Below are 18,378 nucleotides of genomic sequence, written 5' to 3'. Positions count from 1 at the left end.
GCGCGAAGGGGGCACCCACCGGGTGCCCCCTTCGCGCGTCCCGTCCTAGGCTGGAGGGACCGGAAGGGGTGAGGCACGTGTCCGCACCCGTGATCGACCGGGCCGGGCGGGCCCGGGACGCCGTGGCGCGCGAGGCCTGGGGAGAGGCGTACGCGCTGCTACACGCCTGCGACCGGCACCCGGACCAGGCGCTGACCGCCGAGGACCTCGACGCGCTCTCCGACGCCGCCTGGTGGTCCGGGCACCTCGACGAGTCCGTCGCCGCCCGGCTGCGGGCGCACTCCGCCCACGTCGCCGCCGGCGACCACCGGAGCGCCGGCCTTGACGCCTGGTGGCTCCACTACGAGTACGCCGGCCTCGGCAGGCCCGCCGTCGCCGCGGGCTGGCTGCACCGCGCCCGCCACCACCTGGACGGGCTGCCGCCCTGCCCCGAGCAGTCCTTCCTCGCCTGGACCGACGCCGAGGAGGCCACCGCCCGCGGCGACGGGGCCGCAGCGCTCGCCGCGACCGCCCGCATGAACCTGCTCGCCGAACGCTCCGGCAGCCCCGACCTCCTCGCCCTCAGCCGCCAGGCGGGCTCCGCCGCCCTCCTCGCCCAGGGCCGCCGCGCCGAAGGGCTCGCGCTCCTCGACGAGGCCATGTGCGCGGCCGAGGCCGGCGAGCTGAGCGGCCTCTTCACCGGCTGGCTGTACTGCCTGGCCCTCACCCAGTGCATGGAGACGGCCGACTTCGGCCGGGCCGTGGAGTGGACCCGTACCGCGATGGAGTGGTGCGCCACCACGGACGACGGCGAGAACCCCTTCCGCGGGGTCTGCCGGTCCCACCGGGTCGAGGTCCTCGGCCTGCTCGGCGACTGGACGGCGGCCGAGGAGGAGGCGCGGCGGGCCTGCCGGGAGGTGCCGGTGGACTGCCTGGAGTCGGCGGCCGCCGCCTACCGCGCCGCCGGTGACGTACAGCGCCGCCAGGGCCGGCTCGACGAGGCGGCCCGCTCCTACTCCCACGCCCACGAGCTGGGCCTGCTCCCCCAGCCCGGGCTCGCCCTGCTGCGGCTCGCCCAGGGCCGCGCCGACGCGGCGGCGGCCGGGCTGCGGCTCGCGCTCGCCTGCCAGGACACCCACCGGGGCCCGCTGGCCCGGGCCCGGCTCCTCGCCGCCGCCACCGAGGTCTCCCTCGCCGTCGGAGCCGTACGGGACGCGGCCGGCGCGGCGGCCGAGCTGGACGCGCTCGCCGGTGACGTGCCGCTGCTGCGCGCCCTCGCCGACACCGCGACCGGCGCGGTGGCCCTGGCCGAGGACCCCGAGGCGGCGCTGCCGCTGCTGCGCCGGGCCCTCGACGGCTGGCTGCGGCTGCGGGTGCCCTACGAGGCGGCGCAGACCCGGATGCTGGTCGCGGCGGCCGACCGGGCGGCCGGGGACGAGGAGGCCGCCCGCCTCGAACTCGCCTTCGCCCGGGACGGCTTCGAGCGGCTCGGCGCCGCGCCCGACGCCCGCCGGGCCGCCGCGCTGCTCTCGGCGGCCGCCCGGCGCCGGCTGCCGGGCGGACTGACCGCCCGCGAGGCCGAGGTGCTGCGGCTCGTCGCCGGCGGCGCCACGAACAAGGGCGTCGCCCGCGCCCTGGTGATCAGCGAGCACACGGTCGCCCGGCACCTCAACAACATCTTCGCCAAGCTGGGCGTCTCCTCCCGCTCCGCCGCGACCGCCTACGCCTACGCGCACGGCCTGGTCTGAACGGCCCATCCGGCGGCGCCCCCGGAGATGGGCGGTACGGGCGACGCGGCCGCCGGGCCCGGCCGCGTACACCGGGAGCATGACCACTTCGACGGAGACCCTGGACACGCTCCGCGGTGCCGTGCGCGGCACCGTCGTCACCCCCGGCGACCCCTCGTACGAGGAGTCCCGGCGGGTCTACAACGCCCTGCACGACCGCCGGCCGGCCGTCGTCGTCCACGCCGTGGACGCCGGCGACGTGATCGCGGCGGTCCGCCACGCGCGGGAGCGCGGCCTCCCGCTCGCGGTGCGCGGCGGCGCCCACTCGGTGGCCGGCTTCGGCACGGTCGACGACGGCCTGGTGGTGGACCTCTCCCCGATGCGGGAGGTACGGGTCGACCCGGAGGCCCGGACGGCCCGGGCCGGCGGGGGCGCCACCTGGGGCGACTTCGACCACGCCGCCCACGCCTTCGGGCTCGCCACCACCGGCGGGGTGATCTCCACGACCGGCATCGCCGGGCTGACCCTCGGCGGCGGCATGGGCCACCTCGCCCGCCGGTACGGCCTGAGCTGCGACAACCTGACGGGCGCGGAGGTCGTCACCGCCGACGGCACCCTCGTCTCCTGCGACGCCGAGCGCCGGCCCGACCTGTTCTGGGCGCTGCGCGGCGGCGGCGGGAACTTCGGGGTGGTCACCGAGTTCCGCTACCGGCTGCACCCGCTGACCGAGGTCTTCGGCGGGCTGACCTGCTATCCGCTGGACCCGGCGGTGATCCGCGCCTGGTACGAGGCCGTCACCGCCGCGCCGGAGGAGCTGAACGTCATCATGGTGCTGGCCCTCGGCCCGGAGGAACCGTTCCTGCCGGAGCGCTGGCACGGGCGCCCGATCTGCGCCGCGTTCACCTGCTCCAGCGGCCCGCCCGAAGGCGACGGAAAGACCCTGGCGCTCCTCGACGCCCTGGGCCCCGTCGTGGGCCGGTTCATGGAGCGGATGCCGTACCCGGTGATCAACACCCTCTTCGACGCGCAGCTGCCCGCCGGGCTCCACCACTACTGGAAGGGGAACTTCAGCCGCGGTCTGAGCGCCGGGGCCGCCGCCGCGCACGCCGAGTACGGCGCGACCATGCCGACCATGGAGTCGGACACCGCGCTCTTCCCCATCGACGGGGCCTGCCACCGGACCGGGCCGGAGGAGACCGCCTTCGCCTACCGGGACGCGGACGTCTCGCACTCCTTCGGCGCCACCTGGACCGACCCGTCCGGCACCGCCGCGAACGTGGCCTGGACCCGCGCCTACGACGGCGCGCTGCGCCCGCACACCGAGGCCGGCGGGTACGTGAACTTCATGGACACCGACGACCAGGACCGGGTCCGGGTCAACTACCGGCAGAACTACGCGCGGCTGCGGGAGGTGAAGCGCCGCTACGACCCCGACAACGTGTTCCGGCTCAACCAGAACATCGTCCCGTAGGCCGGTCGCGCCGAAGGTCAGGAGACCGTGCGGGCGGTGGCGAGCAGCCGCAGGACGTCCTCGGGCGGCAGGCCGAGCGCCGTGCCGACGGTGCCCAGGACCTCCTGCTCGGCGGGGCTGTAGCCGCCGTCGGCCAGCGCGATGCCGGCCGCCTGGAGCAGCAGCGTCTCCCGGCCGACCGGCTCCAGGTGCGGGGTGAGCGGGGCGACCGCCTCGTGGATCTCGATGGCGAGGAGGGCGCCCTCGGGGTTGATCTCGGGCATGAAGCGGCCGGTGTCCGCCTCCAGGGCCTCGACCAGGTCGACGAGCTGGACGGCCGTGCAGTCGGCGTATCCGGCGGAGCGGACGGCGTGCACGGCCCGGTCGAGGACCTCGCGGGAGCCGGTGCCGCCGGCCGTGAGGACGGCGAGGGCGACGGTGTGGACGGCGTCCCGCAGCAGGGCCGAGAACCGTCCGGTGGTGGGCCGGTCCAGGACCTCGGTGCCGAAGCGGGTCTGGCAGGCGGCGCACTCCACCACCGGCCCCGTACAGCCCCGGGGCACGAGCGGGACGCCGAGGACGGCGAACCGGCGGCGTCCGGTGCGCCGCCGGTAGTTGCGGTCGCCGCCGCACTCCTCGCAGAAGAACTCGCCGTCGCCGATGGTGTTCCAGGAGGTGCGGATCCCGCAGACGGTCAGCTTCCCACCACGTGTTTTCCTGGCAGAACGCACGCGCACCTCCTCAACGGCCCGGCTGCACTGCCGGTGCGTTGGCGTGATGTTAGCCACATCCTTGATGTGACGTCAGCACCTCGTCCGTAGTTCGCACCGGAGATGGCCGAGACATGACGCCCGGGTTTCGGGCCCGGCGGCGCCGATGACACCGGGCCCGACGGCCGAATCCGTCGTCGCGAGATCACCCTCCGGGGTGGTCGCGGAGGGGGCGGAAACGAGTGGGGCCCAGGCGACGGCGCCCCGCCCCCCGGTCGGAGGGGCGGGGCGCCGTACGCACGCGCGCGGGGTCAGCGCGCGGAGCGGTTGACCGCCGAGATGACCGCCTTCAGGGAGGCGCGGGTGGTGTTGGCGTCGATGCCGATGCCCCACAGCACGCGCCCGTCGATGGCGCACTCGATGTACGAGGCGGCCTGCGCGGAGGCGCCCTCGCTCATGGTGTGCTCCTGGTAGTCCAGCAGGCGGGCGTCCACACCGATCGACTGCAGGGCGTCGAAGAAGGCGGAGATCGGGCCGTTGCCGGAGCCGGTCAGGACGGTGTCGACGCCGTCGACGACCGCCTCGACGCGCAGCGTGTCGGTGCCGTCCGTGTCCGACGTGGACTGGCCGGAGCGCAGCTGGATGCGGCCCCAGGCGTTCTCCGGGTTGGGCAGGTACTCGTCCTGGAAGACGGACCAGATCGCCGCCGGGGTGACCTCGCCGCCCTCGGCGTCGGTCTTGGCCTGGATGATCCGGGAGAACTCGATCTGCATCCGGCGGGGCAGGTCCAGCTTGTGGTCGTTCTTCAGGACGTACGCGATGCCGCCCTTGCCGGACTGCGAGTTGACCCGGATGACGGCCTCGTAGGAGCGGCCGACGTCCTTCGGGTCGATGGGCAGGTACGGGACGGCCCACTCGATGTCGTCGACGGTCTTGCCCTGGGCGGCCGCGTCGGCCTCCATGGCGTCGAAGCCCTTCTTGATGGCGTCCTGGTGGGAGCCGGAGAAGGCCGTGTAGACCAGGTCGCCCGCGTAGGGGTGGCGCGGGTGGACCTCCATCTGGTTGCAGTACTCGGAGGTCCGGCGGATCTCGTCGATCTGCGAGAAGTCGATCTGCGGGTCGACGCCCTGGCTGAACAGGTTCATGCCCAGGGTGACCAGGTCGACGTTGCCGGTCCGCTCGCCCTGCCCGAACAGGCAGCCCTCGATGCGGTCGGCGCCGGCCATGATGGCCAGCTCGGCGGCGGCCACGGCCGTACCGCGGTCGTTGTGCGGGTGCACGGACAGGCAGACGTGCTCGCGGCGGGTCAGGTGGCGGGACATCCACTCGAAGCGGTCCGCGTGCGTGGACGGCGTCGAACGCTCCACGGTGGCGGGCAGGTTGAGGATGATCTCGCGGCCGGGGCCGGGCTGCCACACGTCGCAGACGGCCTCGCAGACCTCCAGGGCGAAGTCCAGCTCGGTGTCGGTGAAGATCTCCGGGCTGTACTGGTAGCCGAAGGTGGTCTCCGGGCCCAGCAGCTTCTCGGCGTACTCCATCACCAGACGGGTGCCGTCGACGGCGATCTGCTTGATGTCGTCCTTGGAGCCGCGGAAGACGACCCGGCGGAAGGTCGGCGCGGTGGCGTTGTACAGGTGGACGGTGGCGCGGTGGGCGCCGACCAGGGACTCCACGGTCCGCTCGATCAGGTCCTCGCGGGCCTGGGTCAGGACGGAGATGGTGACGTCGTCCGGGATCGCGCCCTCTTCGATGATGGAGCGGACGAAGGCGAAGTCGGTCTCGCCGGAGGACGGGAAGCCGACCTCGATCTCCTTGTAGCCCAGGCGTACCAGCAGGTCGAACATCTCGCGCTTGCGGGCCGGGGACATCGGGTCGATCAGGGCCTGGTTGCCGTCGCGCAGGTCGGTCGACAGCCAGCGGGGCGCCTTGGTGATCCGCTGCTCGGGCCAGGTGCGGTCGGGGATCTCGACGGCCTCGTACCGGCCGTACTTGTGGATCGGCATCCCGGACGGCTGCTGCAGGTGCGTCGCGTTGGTGATCGGCGTCGGACGGCTGACGAACGGAGACTGGGACATTGCGTAGGGCTCCTCGGGTCCTTCACGGGGGACGGCCGACTGTCGAACGCAACACCGAAACCCGCGGGGAGGGGGTCGGCCTACGACTACAGGCCCTCGCCGCGGCAGCTAAGGAGAAGCAGCCCGAAACGCATGATGTGCGTCACCATAGCCCAGGCCCGGGGAAGGCGGACGTCCTGTTCCAGTATGCGGGACGGCGGTGTCGTCAAGGCCGAAAGGTGACTCATCACTCCATTTCGCCAATCCCTGTCACAACTCGTGACAGTCGCGTCGCGCAGTGCCACATTGCCGGGTATGACCTCCCCCTTCTGCACGATCGTGCCGCCCCACCTCCTGGAGCACCTCGCGGCCTCCGCGAACCCGGCCGTCGCCGCGGCCGCCCGCCGCACCCTGATCGCCGACGCCTCGGCCCGTACCGCCCGGGTCCTGCCCCGCACGGCCGTCGCCCCCTCCGGCGCGCCGGCGGAGCCCGCGGCCCCGCGCCGGACCGTGTACGACGCCCAGCGGCGTACCGGGCTGCCCGGGGTGAAGGTCCGCGACGAGGGCGAGGAGGCGACGGCCGACGCCACCGTCAACCGCGCCTACGCGGGCCTCGGCGCCACCTTCGCGCTCTTCCGGGACGCCTTCGGACGCGACTCCATGGACGGCGCCGGGCTGCCGCTGCTCGCGACCGTCCACTACGACGAGAAGTACGGCAACGCCTTCTGGAACGGCGAGCAGATGGTGTTCGGCGACGGCGACGACGAGATCTTCCTCGACTTCACCCTCCCCGTGGACGTCATCGGCCACGAGCTGGCGCACGGCTTCACCCAGTACACGGCGAACCTGGAGTACTTCAGCCAGTCCGGCGCGCTCAACGAGTCCGTCTCCGACGTCTTCGGCTCGCTGGTGAAGCAGCACTCGCTCGGCCAGACCGCCGAGCAGGCCGACTGGCTGATCGGCGAGGGCCTCTTCCACCCGGACGTGGAGGGGACGGCGCTGCGCTCCATGAAGGCGCCGGGGACCGCGTACGACGACGACGTCCTCGGCAAGGACCCGCAGCCCGCCCACATGGACGACTACGTGCGCACCGGCCGGGACAACGGCGGGGTGCACATCAACTCCGGCATCCCCAACCACGCGTTCTACCTGGTGGCGACCGAGCTCGGCGGCCACGCCTGGGACCGGGCCGGGCGGATCTGGTACGACGTGATGACGGGCGGCACGCTGACGCCCGAAACGCGCTTCTCGGAGTTCGCGGCGGCCACGGTGGCGGCGGCGAAGGCGCGGTACGGCGACGCGGCGGAGATCCAGGCCGTGACGAAGGCGTGGGCGGCCGTGGGCGTACCCACCGACTGAGCCGGGCTGGTAGACAGGGCCCATGCGGATTCGAGTGCGGCGCACCGGTGGTTTCGCGGGCATCGAGCGGTCGGCGGAGGTGGAGGTCTCGGGCCCCGAGTGGGAGTCCCTGGCCTCCGCCGTCCTCACGGCGCCGGAAGCCGCCCGGGGCGTCCCGGACGGCTTCTCGTACGAGATCACGGTCGACGGCCGGACGGTGCGGTGCGCCGACCCCCACCTCACGGACGCCCAGCGGACCCTCGTGACGAGGGTCCTCAAGGAAGGCGCGTGACCTGGCGCCCGAAGAGACGGCTCCGGAAGCCGGACTTCTTCCCCTTGCCGGTCTGCGTCACGGCGTCATGCCGGCACGCCGTCTCAGGGCAGGTCCACGGTCGGGTGCGGCGGGGCCGGGACGCCCAGGTCGGTGAAGGGGGTGACGAGGAGGGCGTACTGCTCCGGGGTGAGCCGTCCGCGTGCGAGGACCGCGCGGGAGGCCATGCAGATCGCGGACTTCGCGTCGGAGTGGAGCCCGTCGAGGTGGCCGTTCAGCTCGTCGGCGCGGGGCAGGAGCGCCGAGCGGACCCGGTGCACCAGCGCCGAGTCCCGCGCCGCCGACGGGCGCGCCGCGAGGGAGGCCTCCCGGCCGCCCCGGGCCCGGTCGTCGACGACGCGGTCCCAGGCGGTGGCCAGGGCGGCGGGCGGCAGGGCGACCGCCGCGTCGACGAAGCGCCCGGTCTCGGCGTCGAGCACGGCTAGAAGCCGAGGCGGCGGAGCTGCTTGGGGTCGCGCTGCCAGTCCTTGGCGACCTTGACGTGCAGGTCGAGGAAGACCGGGGTGCCGAGGAGGGCCTCGATGTGCTTGCGGGACTTCATCCCGACCTCCTTCAGGCGGCTGCCCTTGGGGCCGATGATGATGCCCTTCTGGCTGGGGCGCTCGATGTACACGTTGGCGTGGATGTCGAGCAGCGGTCGGTCGGCGGGGCGGCCCTCGCGGGGGATCATCTCCTCGACGACGACCGCGATGGAGTGCGGCAGCTCGTCGCGTACGCCTTCGAGCGCGGCCTCGCGGATGAGCTCGGCGACCATGACCTGCTCCGGCTCGTCCGTGAGGTCGCCCTCCGGGTAGAGCGGCGGGGACTTCGGCAGGAGCGGGATGAGCAGGTCGGCGACGAGCTTGACCTGCTTGTCGCCGACGGCGGAGACGGGCACGATCTCGGCCCACTCGATGCCGAGCTCGCGGCCGAGCTGGTCGATGGCGATCAGCTGCTCGGCGAGGGTCTTGGAGTCGACCAGGTCGGTCTTGGTGACGATGGCGACCTTGGGGGTCTTCTTGATCTCGGCGAGCTCCTTGGCGATGAAGCGGTCGCCGGGGCCGAGCTTCTGGTCGGCGGGCAGGCAGAAGCCGATGACGTCGACCTCGGCCCAGGTGGTGCGGACGACGTCGTTGAGCCGCTCGCCGAGGAGGGTGCGCGGCTTGTGGAGGCCCGGGGTGTCGACCAGGATCAGCTGGGCGTCCGGGCGGTGCACGATGCCGCGCACGGTGTGCCGGGTGGTCTGGGGGCGGTTGGAGGTGATCGCCACCTTCTGTCCGACCAGAGCGTTGGTGAGGGTGGACTTGCCCGCGTTGGGGCGCCCGACGAAGCAGGCGAAGCCCGCCCGGTGGGGGGCGGTGTTCTCATCGGTGTCTTCACTGCGCACGCTCATGGGGGCCATTGTCCCCGATGCGCGGCCGCGTCACGCACTCAGTGCCCCCGCCGGGCCCGGCGGCGCCGGATCCGCCACCCGACGAGGCCTCCGGCGGCCCCCAGGGCGAGCACCGCGGCGGCGAGCCAGGGCACCGCGAGGAAGGGGACGCCGGCGCTCTCGCGGACGTCCTTCGCGGTGGCGGTGAGGGTCACCTCGCCCCAGTCGAGCTGCGGGGAGCCGGTCCACCGCTCGGTGAGCCGGATCTTCTGCCGGGGCAGCAGTTCGGCCGGCACCCGGTCGAGGTCGCGTTCGAGCAGGGTCCGCCCGAAGAGTCCCTCGGCGCTGAGGACGACCTTGGGGTTGAGGGTGACGTTGCCGCGGTTGTGGAGGGTGTACGTGACGAGGGCGGTGCCGTCCCTGGTGCCGGGGACGAGCGGCCGGTCCTGCTCCAGGGTGACGTCCTCGACGGCGAGGGCGGGCACGGCGGGGCCGCTGACCTTGAGGTAGACGCGGGCGGCGACGGCCCTCTGGACGCCCATGGCGACGCCGCCGCCGCCCGCCGGGGTGATCCGTTCGTCGAGGGCGACGAGCGCGCCGGGGTGGTCGCCGGGATCGGCGTCGGCGGGGACGGTGAGGGTGAAGGGGACGGTGACGGCGGAGCGCGGCGGGACGGTGACCGTGGTCCGCTCGGGCTCGATCCAGGCGCCGGCGCCGGTCTGCTCCTCCTTGAGGGTGCGGACGGCGAAGCCTCCGTCGCGCTCGGTGTTGTAGGCGTCGGCGCCGTAGAGCCGGAAGGTGAGCGGGGCGGCGGTCTTGTTGGCGACGGTGACCTGGTCGCGGAGGGTGGCGCCGGGGTCGGCGGTGAGGACGTAGTAGGGGCGTTCGCCGAGCCGGGCGGCGGCCGGGTAGACGGCCCATTCGCCGTTCTCGGCGGCGTGGGCGGCCGGGGCCCCGAGGAGCGGCAGGGCGGCGCTCAGGAGGAGGACGTACAGCTTGCGTCGCACGGTGCGGACCCCCGGGGGTGCGGTCGGGAGGGGTGGGTGAGGGGCGCCGAGGGGCCGGCCGGGGGTGCGCCCGGCCGGCCCGTCGGCCGCCGTCAGGACAGGGTCAGCGTGAGCACGCCCGCGTAGGCGCCGGGCGCGGTGAACGCCGGGACGTCGAGCGAGAGTCCGGCGTCGAGGGTGAACTCGCCGCCGGTGACCGTGCCGTTCGCCGTGGAGGCGAGGGTGGCGCCGGCGCCGACGGGTCCGGCGGAGCCGGCCGTGCAGGCGCTGGGGCTGCCCTCCTCGGCGACGCAGGCGGGGGTCCAGCTGAGCTGGTCGGCGCCGATGGCGCCGCCCGGTCCGGTGAAGTCGGTGACCTTGCCGGTCACGGACCAGCCGGCGGGGCCGCCGCGGAAGTCCTTGACCGTCACCGTCTGGAGGGCTCCGGTGGCCGCGCCGCCCTGGCCGAAGTCGACCGCGGAGAGCGCGACGGCGTCACCGGCCTGGGTCATGGAGAGTTCGCCCGCCCGGACGGTGGCCGTGATCTTCTGGCTGTTCGGCGGGGTCGGGGTGTCGTCGATCACCTGGTACGGGAGCGGTCCGGCGCCCTTCTCCGCGTTCCAGCTGCCGCCTTCGTACGCGACGATCCCGGTGGTGGCGAGGTCGTTCACCTTGAGCCGGGCGACGAAGCCGCCCTCGCTGTCGGTGGTGACGGTCATCCGGTCGGCGGTCTCGGCGGCTCCGGCCCTGGCGGCCACGGTCACCTCGGTGAGCGGGGTGAACTCGGCACCGGTGACGGTGACCCGGGTGGCCGGGGCGCCGGAGGACGCGCCGAGTTCGAGGGTCCGCTCGTTGGGCACGGTCTGGTCGCCGGCCTGGACCGTCTCGGAGACGGGGGCGGGCGGGTCGAGGACCGTGCAGGGGGTGTCCAGCTCCATGATGTAGCTGGTGTGGATGTTGTAGTCGCCCGGCGAGAGGGTGATCGCGCCGGGGGCGGTGACCGTGAAGGTGCCGGTCATGGAGAAGCCGGGGAAGGCGCCCTTGCCGGGGACCGGCGGGTTCTTCTTGGGTCCGGTGACGTTCACCTGGCCGGTCTGCGCGCCGCCGAGGACGACCGTGCCGGTGGGGGTGAGGATGTCGGCCGGGAGCGCGAGGTCCACCGGGTTCGACGCGGCGGGCTTGGTGATCGAGTAGGTCACGCTCACCGTGTCGCCGACCTTGGGGCTGGCGTTGTCGACCGAGATCACGGCGGTGGTGACGCCCTCGATGGGCGGGATGCCCGCGATGGGCGGCGGGACGCAGCGGGTGGGGAATTCCACCGAGAGTCCGGCGCCGGTCGCCTGCGCGGGGGCGGCGAGCGCGCCGCCGGCCGCGAACGCGAGGACGGTGGCGCCGAGCACGGCGGTCCAGCGCCGTCTTCGGGCCGCCGCCCGGGTTCGGGTGAGTGTCATGGCGTGTGCCCCCTCCTGAGGGTCGAGAGGGCGCCATTGACGGCCGGGGGGCGAGAGAAGTCAATAACGACGGAACCCATTGACTGATGGGCCATCAGATAATGGCGGGATCGGTCGATGTGGTGACTTCTCCGGATTTCGCGCGGGCATGGCGAGGACCGGTGCCACCCGGGTGGCACCGGTCGCGAAGGACGTGCGCGGGGTCAGCTGATGACGAACGGCCCCGGGGACTGCGAGGTGACCGCGTCGCAGTTCACGGTGATGCCGAAGATCACCAGCTTGAGGGCGACGCCGGCGAAGTAGGAGTCGAGCCTGTCGCCGGCGACCACGTTGCCGGCGGTCAGCGGGCCCAGCTTCGCCGTGCCCCCGGCCGGGATCGCCGGGTTCTTCTTCCCGGTGAAGGTCCGGTCGGGCCCGGTGGTGTTGTCCAGGATCAGCGTGGAGCTGATCGAGTCCGCGCCGACCGCGATCGGCGTGGTCACGGGAGCGGTGATCGACACCTGGGCGGTGGAGCCGGAGTGGGTCATGGTGAGGGTGGCGGTGCCGCCGCCCCAGCTGCCGCAGTCGTACGTCGCGGTGACCATGCCCGGCGAGACGGCGGCGGAGGCCGTCGGCGCGAAGGCGAGGGACGCGGCGGCGAGTCCGGCCGCGAGGGCTCCGGCCGCCCCCAGGCTGCTTCTTCTCATGACGGGTTCGTACCCCTTCCGATGACGAACGCAGGGGTGCGGGCGCTGCGTGGAATGGCGCAGATCTGACGGTCCGTCGGACCGTCCGCCGCCTATTGACGCGCAGACGGCATGGGAAGGCAAGAGAAGTCGCGGAGATCCTTCACAAACGCGCAAGGGTCCGGCCGCGGCCGGACCCCGCCCTACGAGGAAGCGTCCTCAGCCCGCCGTGACGGCCGAACGCAGCTGTCCGTCGGGCCCCGCGAGCAGCACCGGCGTCTCCGGCCCACCCAGGTCCCGCACGGCCGCCCGGTCCTCCTCCGACGCGGCCTCGGCGGACGACACCACGGCCGCCGCCTCCAGCGACTGCGCCCCGCTCGCCACCGCCATCGCCACGGCGGTCCGCAGCGCGCTCAGCTTCAGCGACGCCAGCTCCACCGTGCCCGCCACGTACGTACGGCCGGTCTCGTCCCGTACCGCCGCGCCCTCGGGAACGCCGTTGCGGGCGCGGGCGCTGCGCGCCAGCGTGATGATCTTCAGGTCCTCGGGGCCGAGCTCGCCGTGCTCACTGCTGAGTGTCATGGACCGAGCATAGGTCGGGGCGCCCGCTCAGCCCGCCAGCGGGTACATCGCCCCCCGCCGCCCCTCCGGCGACACCAGCCACTCCAGCTTCTCGGCGGTCCGCGCCTCCGGCAGCGGCGTGTGCAGCACGATCACCAGGTCGGGACGGGCCGGCACCCTCAGCTGGGTGGCCTCCACCACGAGCAGCCCGGCCACCGGGTGGTCCATCTCCTTGCGGTTCTGGCCGCCGGGCAGGATGTCCCGCCGCTCCCACAGCTCCGCGAACTCGGCGCTCACCGCCTTCGCCTCCTCGACCACCGCCCGGAAGCCCTCGTCGTCCGGGCACTCCGAGCACGCCGACCGGAACTGCGCCACCACCTTCGGCGCCAGCTCCTCCCAGCCGCGCATCCGCGCCCGGTACATCTCGTCGGTGAAGAAGTCGATCAGGCAGTTGCGGTGCACGTCCGCCCGCAGCCCGAAGACGGCCGCCGCCGCCTCGTTGAACATCACCGTGTTCCAGTACGCGTCCATGATGTGCGCCGGGAACGGCATCCACGCCTCGATCAGCCGCCGCAACCCGTCGCACATGTCCCGGTCCTCCGGGGCGGCTTCGAGGGCCGGCGGGTTCAGCGCCGCAAGGACGTACAGATGGCGGCGCTCGGCCGGGCTCAGCCGCAGCACCCGCGCCACCGAGTCCAGCACCTGCGCCGAGACCGTGATGTCGCGCCCCTGCTCCAGCCACTGGTACCAGCTGACCCCGACGCCCGCGAGGACGGCGACCTCCTCCCGGCGCAGCCCCGGCGTACGACGCCTGCCGCCGTCCGGAAGACCCGCCTCGGCCGGGGACACCCGGGCCCGACGGCTCATCAGGAACTCGCGCAGCTCGGCCAGTCGGTGCGCCTTGCCGTCGGTGTACTCCACCGCTGTGGCCACGTGTGCTTCCTCCCCCGGACGCCTGGTGGTGCGACCAACAGGATAAGTACCCGCTACCCGGCGATGTTCCCGGGCCGCGACAGTCGTGGGCATGGCAACCGTGACCTCTCCCCCGACCGCACCGGCACCGCCCGCCCCCGCCCTCACCGGCCGCTCCCGGCGCCTCCTCTTCGTGCTGTGCGCCGCCCAGTTCATCGTGGCGCTCGACTTCTCCGTCCTCAACGTCGCGCTGCCCGTCCTCGGCGCCGACCTCGGCCTCGACCGCTCCGCCCTCCAGTGGGCCGTCACCGCCTTCGCCCTGCCCTCCGGCGGCTTCCTGCTGCTCTTCGGCCGGATCGGCGACCTCTACGGCCGCAAGCGGCTCTTCCTCGGCGGCCTCGGCCTCTTCGCCGCCGCGTCCGTGCTCGCCACCGTCGCCTGGGACCCGGCGTCCTTCCTCGCCGGCCGCGCCCTCCAGGGCGTCGGCGCCGCCGCGATCGTGCCCACCGGCATGTCCCTGCTGACCACCTCCTTCCCTGAGGGCCCGCTGCGCGACCGGGCGCTCGGCGTCTCCGGCACCCTGATGTCGCTGGGCTTCACCATCGGCATGGTCCTCGGCGGCGTCATGACCGACACCCTCGGCTGGCGCTCCACCATGGGCCTGCTCGCCGTCTTCGCCCTGATCGTGCTGCCGCTCGCCCCCGGCCTGCTCACCGAGTCCAGCCCCCATGGCCTCAAGGGCACGGAAGGTGCCCCCGTCCCCGACCGGCCCCGGCTCGACATACCCGGCGCCGTCACCGTCACCGGCGGTCTGCTCGCCCTCATCTACGCCCTGACCACCGCCGCCGAGCGCGGCTTCGGCGGCACCGACGTGCTCGTCTCCCTGGCCGGCGGGCTGCTCCTGCTGACCGCCTTCGTGATCGTCGAGTCCCGCCACCCGGCGCCGCTGGTCTCGCTGCCGATGCTCCGCCGCCGCACGGTCGCCTTCGGCAACCTCGGCGGGCTCGTCACCTTCTCGACGATGTCGACGATCGTCTTCGTCCTGACCCTCTACCTCCAGTCCACGCTGGGCCTCTCGGCCTTCGCCACCGGCGTCGTCTTCGGGATCCAGGGCGTCTTCTCGGTCCTCGCGGGGACGTTCGCGCCGAAGGTGGTCGGGCGGCTCGGCGCCCGCCGCACCCTCGTCGTCTCGCTCGCCGGGCAGGCGGTCCTCACGGCGGCGCTGCTCGGGATCGGCGAGCGCTCCGGCGCGGTCGTGGCGACCGTCGCGGTCACCCTCGCCTCGATGTTCCACCTCGGCGCGATCATCTCGTACGGCCTGACGGTCACCTCGGGCGTCCGGGACGAGGAGCAGGGCCTGGCCACCGGCCTGGTCACCACCACCCAGCAGGTCGGCCTCACCGTCGGCATCCCGATGCTGGGCGTCCTCGCCACCACCGGCGGCGGCCTGTACGAGGGGGTGCGCACCGTCGTCGCCCTGGACGCGGCGATCGTGCTCGGCGCGGCGGTCCTGGTCGCCCTGGGCCTGCGCCGCTCCCGGTGAGCTACGGCCGGTCGAGCCGGAGCCGTACCGCCTTCGGCAGGCCCGCGACGACCAGGTCGTACGAGTCCTCGATGAGCTCCCGGACCATCCGGTCCGGGAGCCCGGCCACCTCGACCGTGTTCCAGTGGCGCTTGTTCATGTGGTAGCCGGGGGTGATCGCCGGATGCTCCTCGCGGAGCCGTACGGCGTCCTCCGGATCGCACTTCAGATTGACCCGCAGCGGCTCGCCGTCCAGCCAGGACAGCGCGAACAGCTTCCCCGCCACCTTGAACACCGAGGTGTCGGGGCCGAAGGGGAACTCCTCGCTCGCGTCGTTGAACTCCAGGCAGAAGGCGCGCAGCTGCTCGGGGGTCATGCCGGGTCCTCTCCCTCCGCGCCGGCCGGGGCGACCGGCTCGACGAGCACGGTGACGATCTTGTTCCGGCGGCCGGCCGGGGCCTCGGCGGTGAGCCGCAGCTCCCGCCCGTCCGGCAGGGCGACGACGGCGGAGGCGCCGGCGATCGGGACCCGGCCGAGGGCCTTGGCGAGCAGACCGCCCACGGTCTCCACGTCCTCGTCGTCGAACTCGTCCGGGCCGAAGCCGTACAGCTCGCCCAGGTCGCCGATGTCGAGGCGGGCGGTGACCCGGTGGCACTCGTCGCCGAGCTCCTGGACGGGCGGCAGCTCCCGGTCGTACTCGTCGGTGATCTCGCCGACGATCTCCTCCAGGATGTCCTCGATGGTGACGATCCCGGCGGTGCCGCCGTACTCGTCGATGACGACGGCGACGTGGTTGCGCTCCTGCTGCATCTCGCGCAGCAGGTCGCCGGCGTTCTTGGTGTCGGGGACGAAGGCGGCGGCGCGCATCGCGGTGGAGACCAGGTCGGCCTCGGCGTCGCGGTTGATGTGCGTCTTCCTGACCAGGTCCTTCAGGTAGACGATGCCGACGATGTCGTCCTCGTTCTCCCCCGTCACCGGGATCCGGGAGAAGCCGGAGCGCAGCGCCAGGGTGAGGGCCTGCCGGACGGTCTTGTACCGCTCGATGCAGATCAGGTCGGTGCGGGGCACCATGACCTCCCGGACGAGGGTGTCGCCGAGCTCGAAGACCGAGTGCACCATCCGGCGCTCCTCGTCCTCGATCAGCGACTCCTGCTCGGCGAGGTCGACCATGGCCCGCAGCTCCGCCTCGGAGGCGAACGGGCCCTTGCGGAAGCCCTTGCCCGGGGTGAGCGCGTTGCCGATGAGGATCAGCAGCTGCGGGATCGGGCCCATGATCCGGGCCAGCGGGACGAGGACGTACGCCGCCGCCGTCGCCGTGTTCAGCGGGTGCTGGCGGCCGATGGTGCGCGGCGAGACGCCGACCGCCACATAGCTGACCAGGACCATCACGGCGATGGCGACGAGGAGCGCCTCCCAGGTCTCGGGGAAGTACTCCAGGCAGGCGTAGGTGACGAGGACGCCGGCCGCCATCTCGCAGGCGACGCGGACGAGCAGCGCCACGTTGAGGTAGCGGGTGGGGTCGGAGGCGACCTGGGAGAGCTTCGCCGCGCCGCGCCGCCCGGAGCGGACGGCCTCGGCGGCGCGGAAGCCGGAGACGCGGGCGAGCCCGGCCTCGGCGCAGGCGGCGAGCCAGGCGACGACGACCAGGGCGACCGCGCCGAGGATCAGCTGGATGCTCATCGGGCGCGCGGCGTCAGTTGACGGTCGGGGCCGGGGACGGACCGGTGAGGCCCTTCTCCGCGCGCCAGCCGTCGACGATCGCCGCCTGGAGGCCGAACATCTCGGCCTTCTCCTCCGGCTCCTCGTGGTCGTAGCCGAGCAGGTGGAGGACGCCGTGGACGGTGAGGAGCTGGAGCTCCTCGTCCATGGAGTGGTTCGTCGGGGCGTCCTCGCCCTGCTTCTTGGCGACCTCGGGGCAGAGCACGATGTCGCCGAGGAGGCCCTGCGGGGGCTCCTCGTCGTCCTTGGCCGGCGGGCGCAGCTCGTCCATCGGGAAGGACATGACGTCCGTCGGTCCGGGGAGGTCCATCCACTGGATGTGGAGCTGCTCCATCGCCTCCGCGTCCACCACGATCACCGAGAGCTCGGAGAGCGGGTGGATGCGCATGCGCCCGAGGGCGTAGCGGGCGACGTCGAGGATCGCCTGCTCGTCGACCTCGGTGCCGGACTCGTTGTTGACGTCGATCGACATGTGCGGTGCTTCTACTTCCCGTTGCGGCCGGTGCGCTGCTCGTTGGCGCTGTCGTACTTCTCGTACGCGTCGACGATACGGCCGACGAGCTTGTGCCGGACGACATCGTGGGACGTGAGCCGCGAGAAGTGCACGTCGTCGACCCCGTCCAGGATGTCCTGGACCTGCCGCAGACCGCTCTTCGTACCGTTCGGCAGGTCGATCTGGGTCACGTCACCGGTGATGACGATCTTCGAGTCGAAGCCGAGGCGGGTGAGGAACATCTTCATCTGCTCGGGATTCGTGTTCTGCGCCTCGTCGAGGATGATGAACGCGTCGTTGAGCGTCCGTCCGCGCATGTACGCCAGCGGCGCGACCTCGATCGTCCCGCTCGCCATCAGCTTGGGGATGGAGTCGGGGTCGAGCATGTCGTGCAGGGCGTCGTAGAGCGGACGCAGGTACGGGTCGATCTTCTCGTAGAGGGTGCCGGGCAGGAAGCCGAGCCGCTCGCCGGCCTCGACCGCCGGGCGGGTCAGGATGATCCGGGTGACCTGCTTGGACTGGAGGGCCTGGACGGCCTTGGCCATGGCCAGGTAGGTCTTGCCGGTGCCCGCGGGGCCGATGCCGAAGACGATGGTGTGCTTGTCGATGGCGTCGACGTACCGCTTCTGGTTGAGCGTCTTGGGGCGGATGGTGCGGCCGCGGCTGGAGAGGATGTTCTGGGTGAGCACCTCGGCCGGGGTCTCGTCGGCGCCTTCGCCGTTCTCGCTCGCCTTGAGCATGGCGATGGAGCGTTCCACTGCGTCCTCCGTCATCGGCTGACCGGTGCGGAGCACCAGCATCATCTCGTCGAACAGGCGCTGGATGAGGGCGACTTCCACGGCGTCGCCGACCGCGCTGACCTGATTGCCCCGGACGTGGATGTCCGCCCGGGGGAACGCCTGCTCGATCACGCGGAGCAGGGAGTCTCCGGAGCCGAGGACGGTCACCATGGGGTGCTTGGCGGGCACCGCGAAGTGGGCCCGGGCCTCGCCCGGCGTTCCGTTGGGAGCTGTGGGTGTCTGCGTCATGGGCCGGCCCTCTGGCCTGCGCCTACCTCCTGCTGCGGGGTTCTCGCTGCTCGACAACCTCTCGCACCCCAGCCTACGACCTGGTACCGGTGTGCCCGAAG

18 protein-coding genes are annotated in these 18,378 nt (G+C 72.9%); 5 read left to right on the top strand and 13 right to left on the bottom strand.

Features of this window, described 5'->3' with window-relative positions; all coding sequences use genetic code 11:
• Window positions 1-77: 77 nt before the first annotated feature.
• The gene (locus HHL19_RS02260; RefSeq protein ID WP_346768234.1) at window positions 78-1,727 is read left to right on the top strand and encodes a helix-turn-helix transcriptional regulator; all 1,650 of its coding nucleotides are present in this window, start codon (window positions 78-80) and stop codon (window positions 1,725-1,727) included.
• Window positions 1,728-1,806: 79 nt separating this feature from the next.
• A complete protein-coding gene (locus tag HHL19_RS02255; RefSeq protein ID WP_169084971.1) occupies window positions 1,807-3,177 on the top strand; it encodes an FAD-binding oxidoreductase in 1,371 nt (456 codons plus the stop codon).
• Window positions 3,178-3,194: 17 nt separating this feature from the next.
• On the opposite strand, the gene HHL19_RS02250 is transcribed toward HHL19_RS02255, so the two are convergent.
• A complete protein-coding gene (locus HHL19_RS02250; RefSeq protein ID WP_169084969.1) occupies window positions 3,195-3,887 on the bottom strand; it encodes a TerB family tellurite resistance protein in 693 nt (230 codons plus the stop codon).
• Between the two features lie 290 nt (window positions 3,888-4,177).
• Entirely contained in the window at window positions 4,178-5,941 is a 1,764-nt protein-coding gene (gene leuA / locus HHL19_RS02245) for a 2-isopropylmalate synthase (protein WP_169084967.1), read from the bottom strand.
• A 294-nt stretch (window positions 5,942-6,235) separates the two neighbouring features.
• On the opposite strand from leuA, the gene HHL19_RS02240 reads away from it, so the two are divergent.
• A complete protein-coding gene (locus HHL19_RS02240) occupies window positions 6,236-7,279 on the top strand; it encodes a M4 family metallopeptidase (RefSeq protein WP_169084965.1) in 1,044 nt (347 codons plus the stop codon).
• A 22-nt stretch (window positions 7,280-7,301) separates the two neighbouring features.
• Window positions 7,302-7,550 (top strand): protealysin inhibitor emfourin, encoded by a 249-nt coding sequence (locus tag HHL19_RS02235; RefSeq protein WP_169084963.1) that lies wholly within the window; start codon window positions 7,302-7,304, stop codon window positions 7,548-7,550.
• A gap of 83 nt (window positions 7,551-7,633) precedes the next feature.
• Here HHL19_RS02235 and HHL19_RS02230 read toward each other — a convergent pair whose 3' ends face one another.
• The 7 genes from HHL19_RS02230 to HHL19_RS02200 all read right to left on the bottom strand — a co-directional run bounded on the left by HHL19_RS02230 (window position 7,634) and on the right by HHL19_RS02200 (window position 13,536).
• A complete protein-coding gene (locus tag HHL19_RS02230; protein WP_169084961.1) occupies window positions 7,634-8,008 on the bottom strand; it encodes a hypothetical protein in 375 nt (124 codons plus the stop codon).
• Between the two features lie 2 nt (window positions 8,009-8,010).
• Window positions 8,011-8,961, bottom strand: coding sequence for a GTPase Era (gene era, locus HHL19_RS02225; RefSeq protein WP_169084959.1), 951 nt, complete (start codon window positions 8,959-8,961; stop codon window positions 8,011-8,013).
• 38 nt (window positions 8,962-8,999) lie between these two features.
• Window positions 9,000-9,947 carry a DUF916 domain-containing protein gene (locus HHL19_RS02220; RefSeq protein WP_169084957.1) on the bottom strand — a complete coding sequence of 316 codons (948 nt, stop codon included), beginning with the start codon at window positions 9,945-9,947 and terminating at the stop codon, window positions 9,000-9,002.
• A 92-nt stretch (window positions 9,948-10,039) separates the two neighbouring features.
• Window positions 10,040-11,377, bottom strand: coding sequence for a beta-xylosidase (locus HHL19_RS02215; protein ID WP_169084955.1), 1,338 nt, complete (start codon window positions 11,375-11,377; stop codon window positions 10,040-10,042).
• Window positions 11,378-11,580: 203 nt separating this feature from the next.
• Window positions 11,581-12,063 carry a hypothetical protein gene (locus HHL19_RS02210; RefSeq protein WP_169084953.1) on the bottom strand — a complete coding sequence of 161 codons (483 nt, stop codon included), beginning with the start codon at window positions 12,061-12,063 and terminating at the stop codon, window positions 11,581-11,583.
• 198 nt (window positions 12,064-12,261) lie between these two features.
• Window positions 12,262-12,624, bottom strand: a complete 363-nt coding sequence (locus tag HHL19_RS02205; RefSeq protein WP_169084951.1) for a cytidine deaminase — start codon at window positions 12,622-12,624, stop codon at window positions 12,262-12,264.
• A 27-nt stretch (window positions 12,625-12,651) separates the two neighbouring features.
• Window positions 12,652-13,536: a helix-turn-helix transcriptional regulator gene (locus HHL19_RS02200; RefSeq protein ID WP_346768233.1), complete on the bottom strand. Its 885-nt coding sequence runs from the start codon at window positions 13,534-13,536 to the stop codon at window positions 12,652-12,654.
• Window positions 13,537-13,627: 91 nt separating this feature from the next.
• Here HHL19_RS02200 and HHL19_RS02195 point away from each other — a divergent pair, with 91 nt between their 5' ends.
• The gene (locus HHL19_RS02195; protein ID WP_206324476.1) at window positions 13,628-15,058 is read left to right on the top strand and encodes an MFS transporter; all 1,431 of its coding nucleotides are present in this window, start codon (window positions 13,628-13,630) and stop codon (window positions 15,056-15,058) included.
• A gap of 1 nt (window position 15,059) precedes the next feature.
• Here HHL19_RS02195 and HHL19_RS02190 read toward each other — a convergent pair whose 3' ends face one another.
• Genes HHL19_RS02190 through HHL19_RS02175 form a run of 4 tightly spaced genes read right to left on the bottom strand, consistent with a single transcriptional unit; the run spans window position 15,060 to window position 18,277 of the window.
• Window positions 15,060-15,413 (bottom strand): MmcQ/YjbR family DNA-binding protein, encoded by a 354-nt coding sequence (locus HHL19_RS02190; RefSeq protein WP_169084945.1) that lies wholly within the window; start codon window positions 15,411-15,413, stop codon window positions 15,060-15,062.
• Window positions 15,410-16,717, bottom strand: coding sequence for a hemolysin family protein (locus HHL19_RS02185; protein ID WP_169084943.1), 1,308 nt, complete (start codon window positions 16,715-16,717; stop codon window positions 15,410-15,412). Before HHL19_RS02185 ends, HHL19_RS02190 begins: the two co-directional genes overlap by 4 nt.
• Before the next feature lie 13 nt (window positions 16,718-16,730).
• The gene (gene ybeY / locus HHL19_RS02180; protein ID WP_169084941.1) at window positions 16,731-17,228 is read right to left on the bottom strand and encodes an rRNA maturation RNase YbeY; all 498 of its coding nucleotides are present in this window, start codon (window positions 17,226-17,228) and stop codon (window positions 16,731-16,733) included.
• 11 nt (window positions 17,229-17,239) lie between these two features.
• Complete coding sequence (locus HHL19_RS02175; RefSeq protein WP_169084939.1) at window positions 17,240-18,277, bottom strand: PhoH family protein; 1,038 nt, start codon at window positions 18,275-18,277, stop codon at window positions 17,240-17,242.
• Window positions 18,278-18,378 lie beyond the last annotated feature (101 nt).

Origin of the sequence: Streptomyces sp. R302 (genome assembly GCF_012927245.1) — a bacterium.
Taxonomy (GTDB): Bacteria; Actinomycetota; Actinomycetes; order Streptomycetales; family Streptomycetaceae; genus Streptomyces.
Note: the sequence above shows the minus strand (reverse complement) of the source record. Positions and strands in the feature narration are given on the sequence as shown.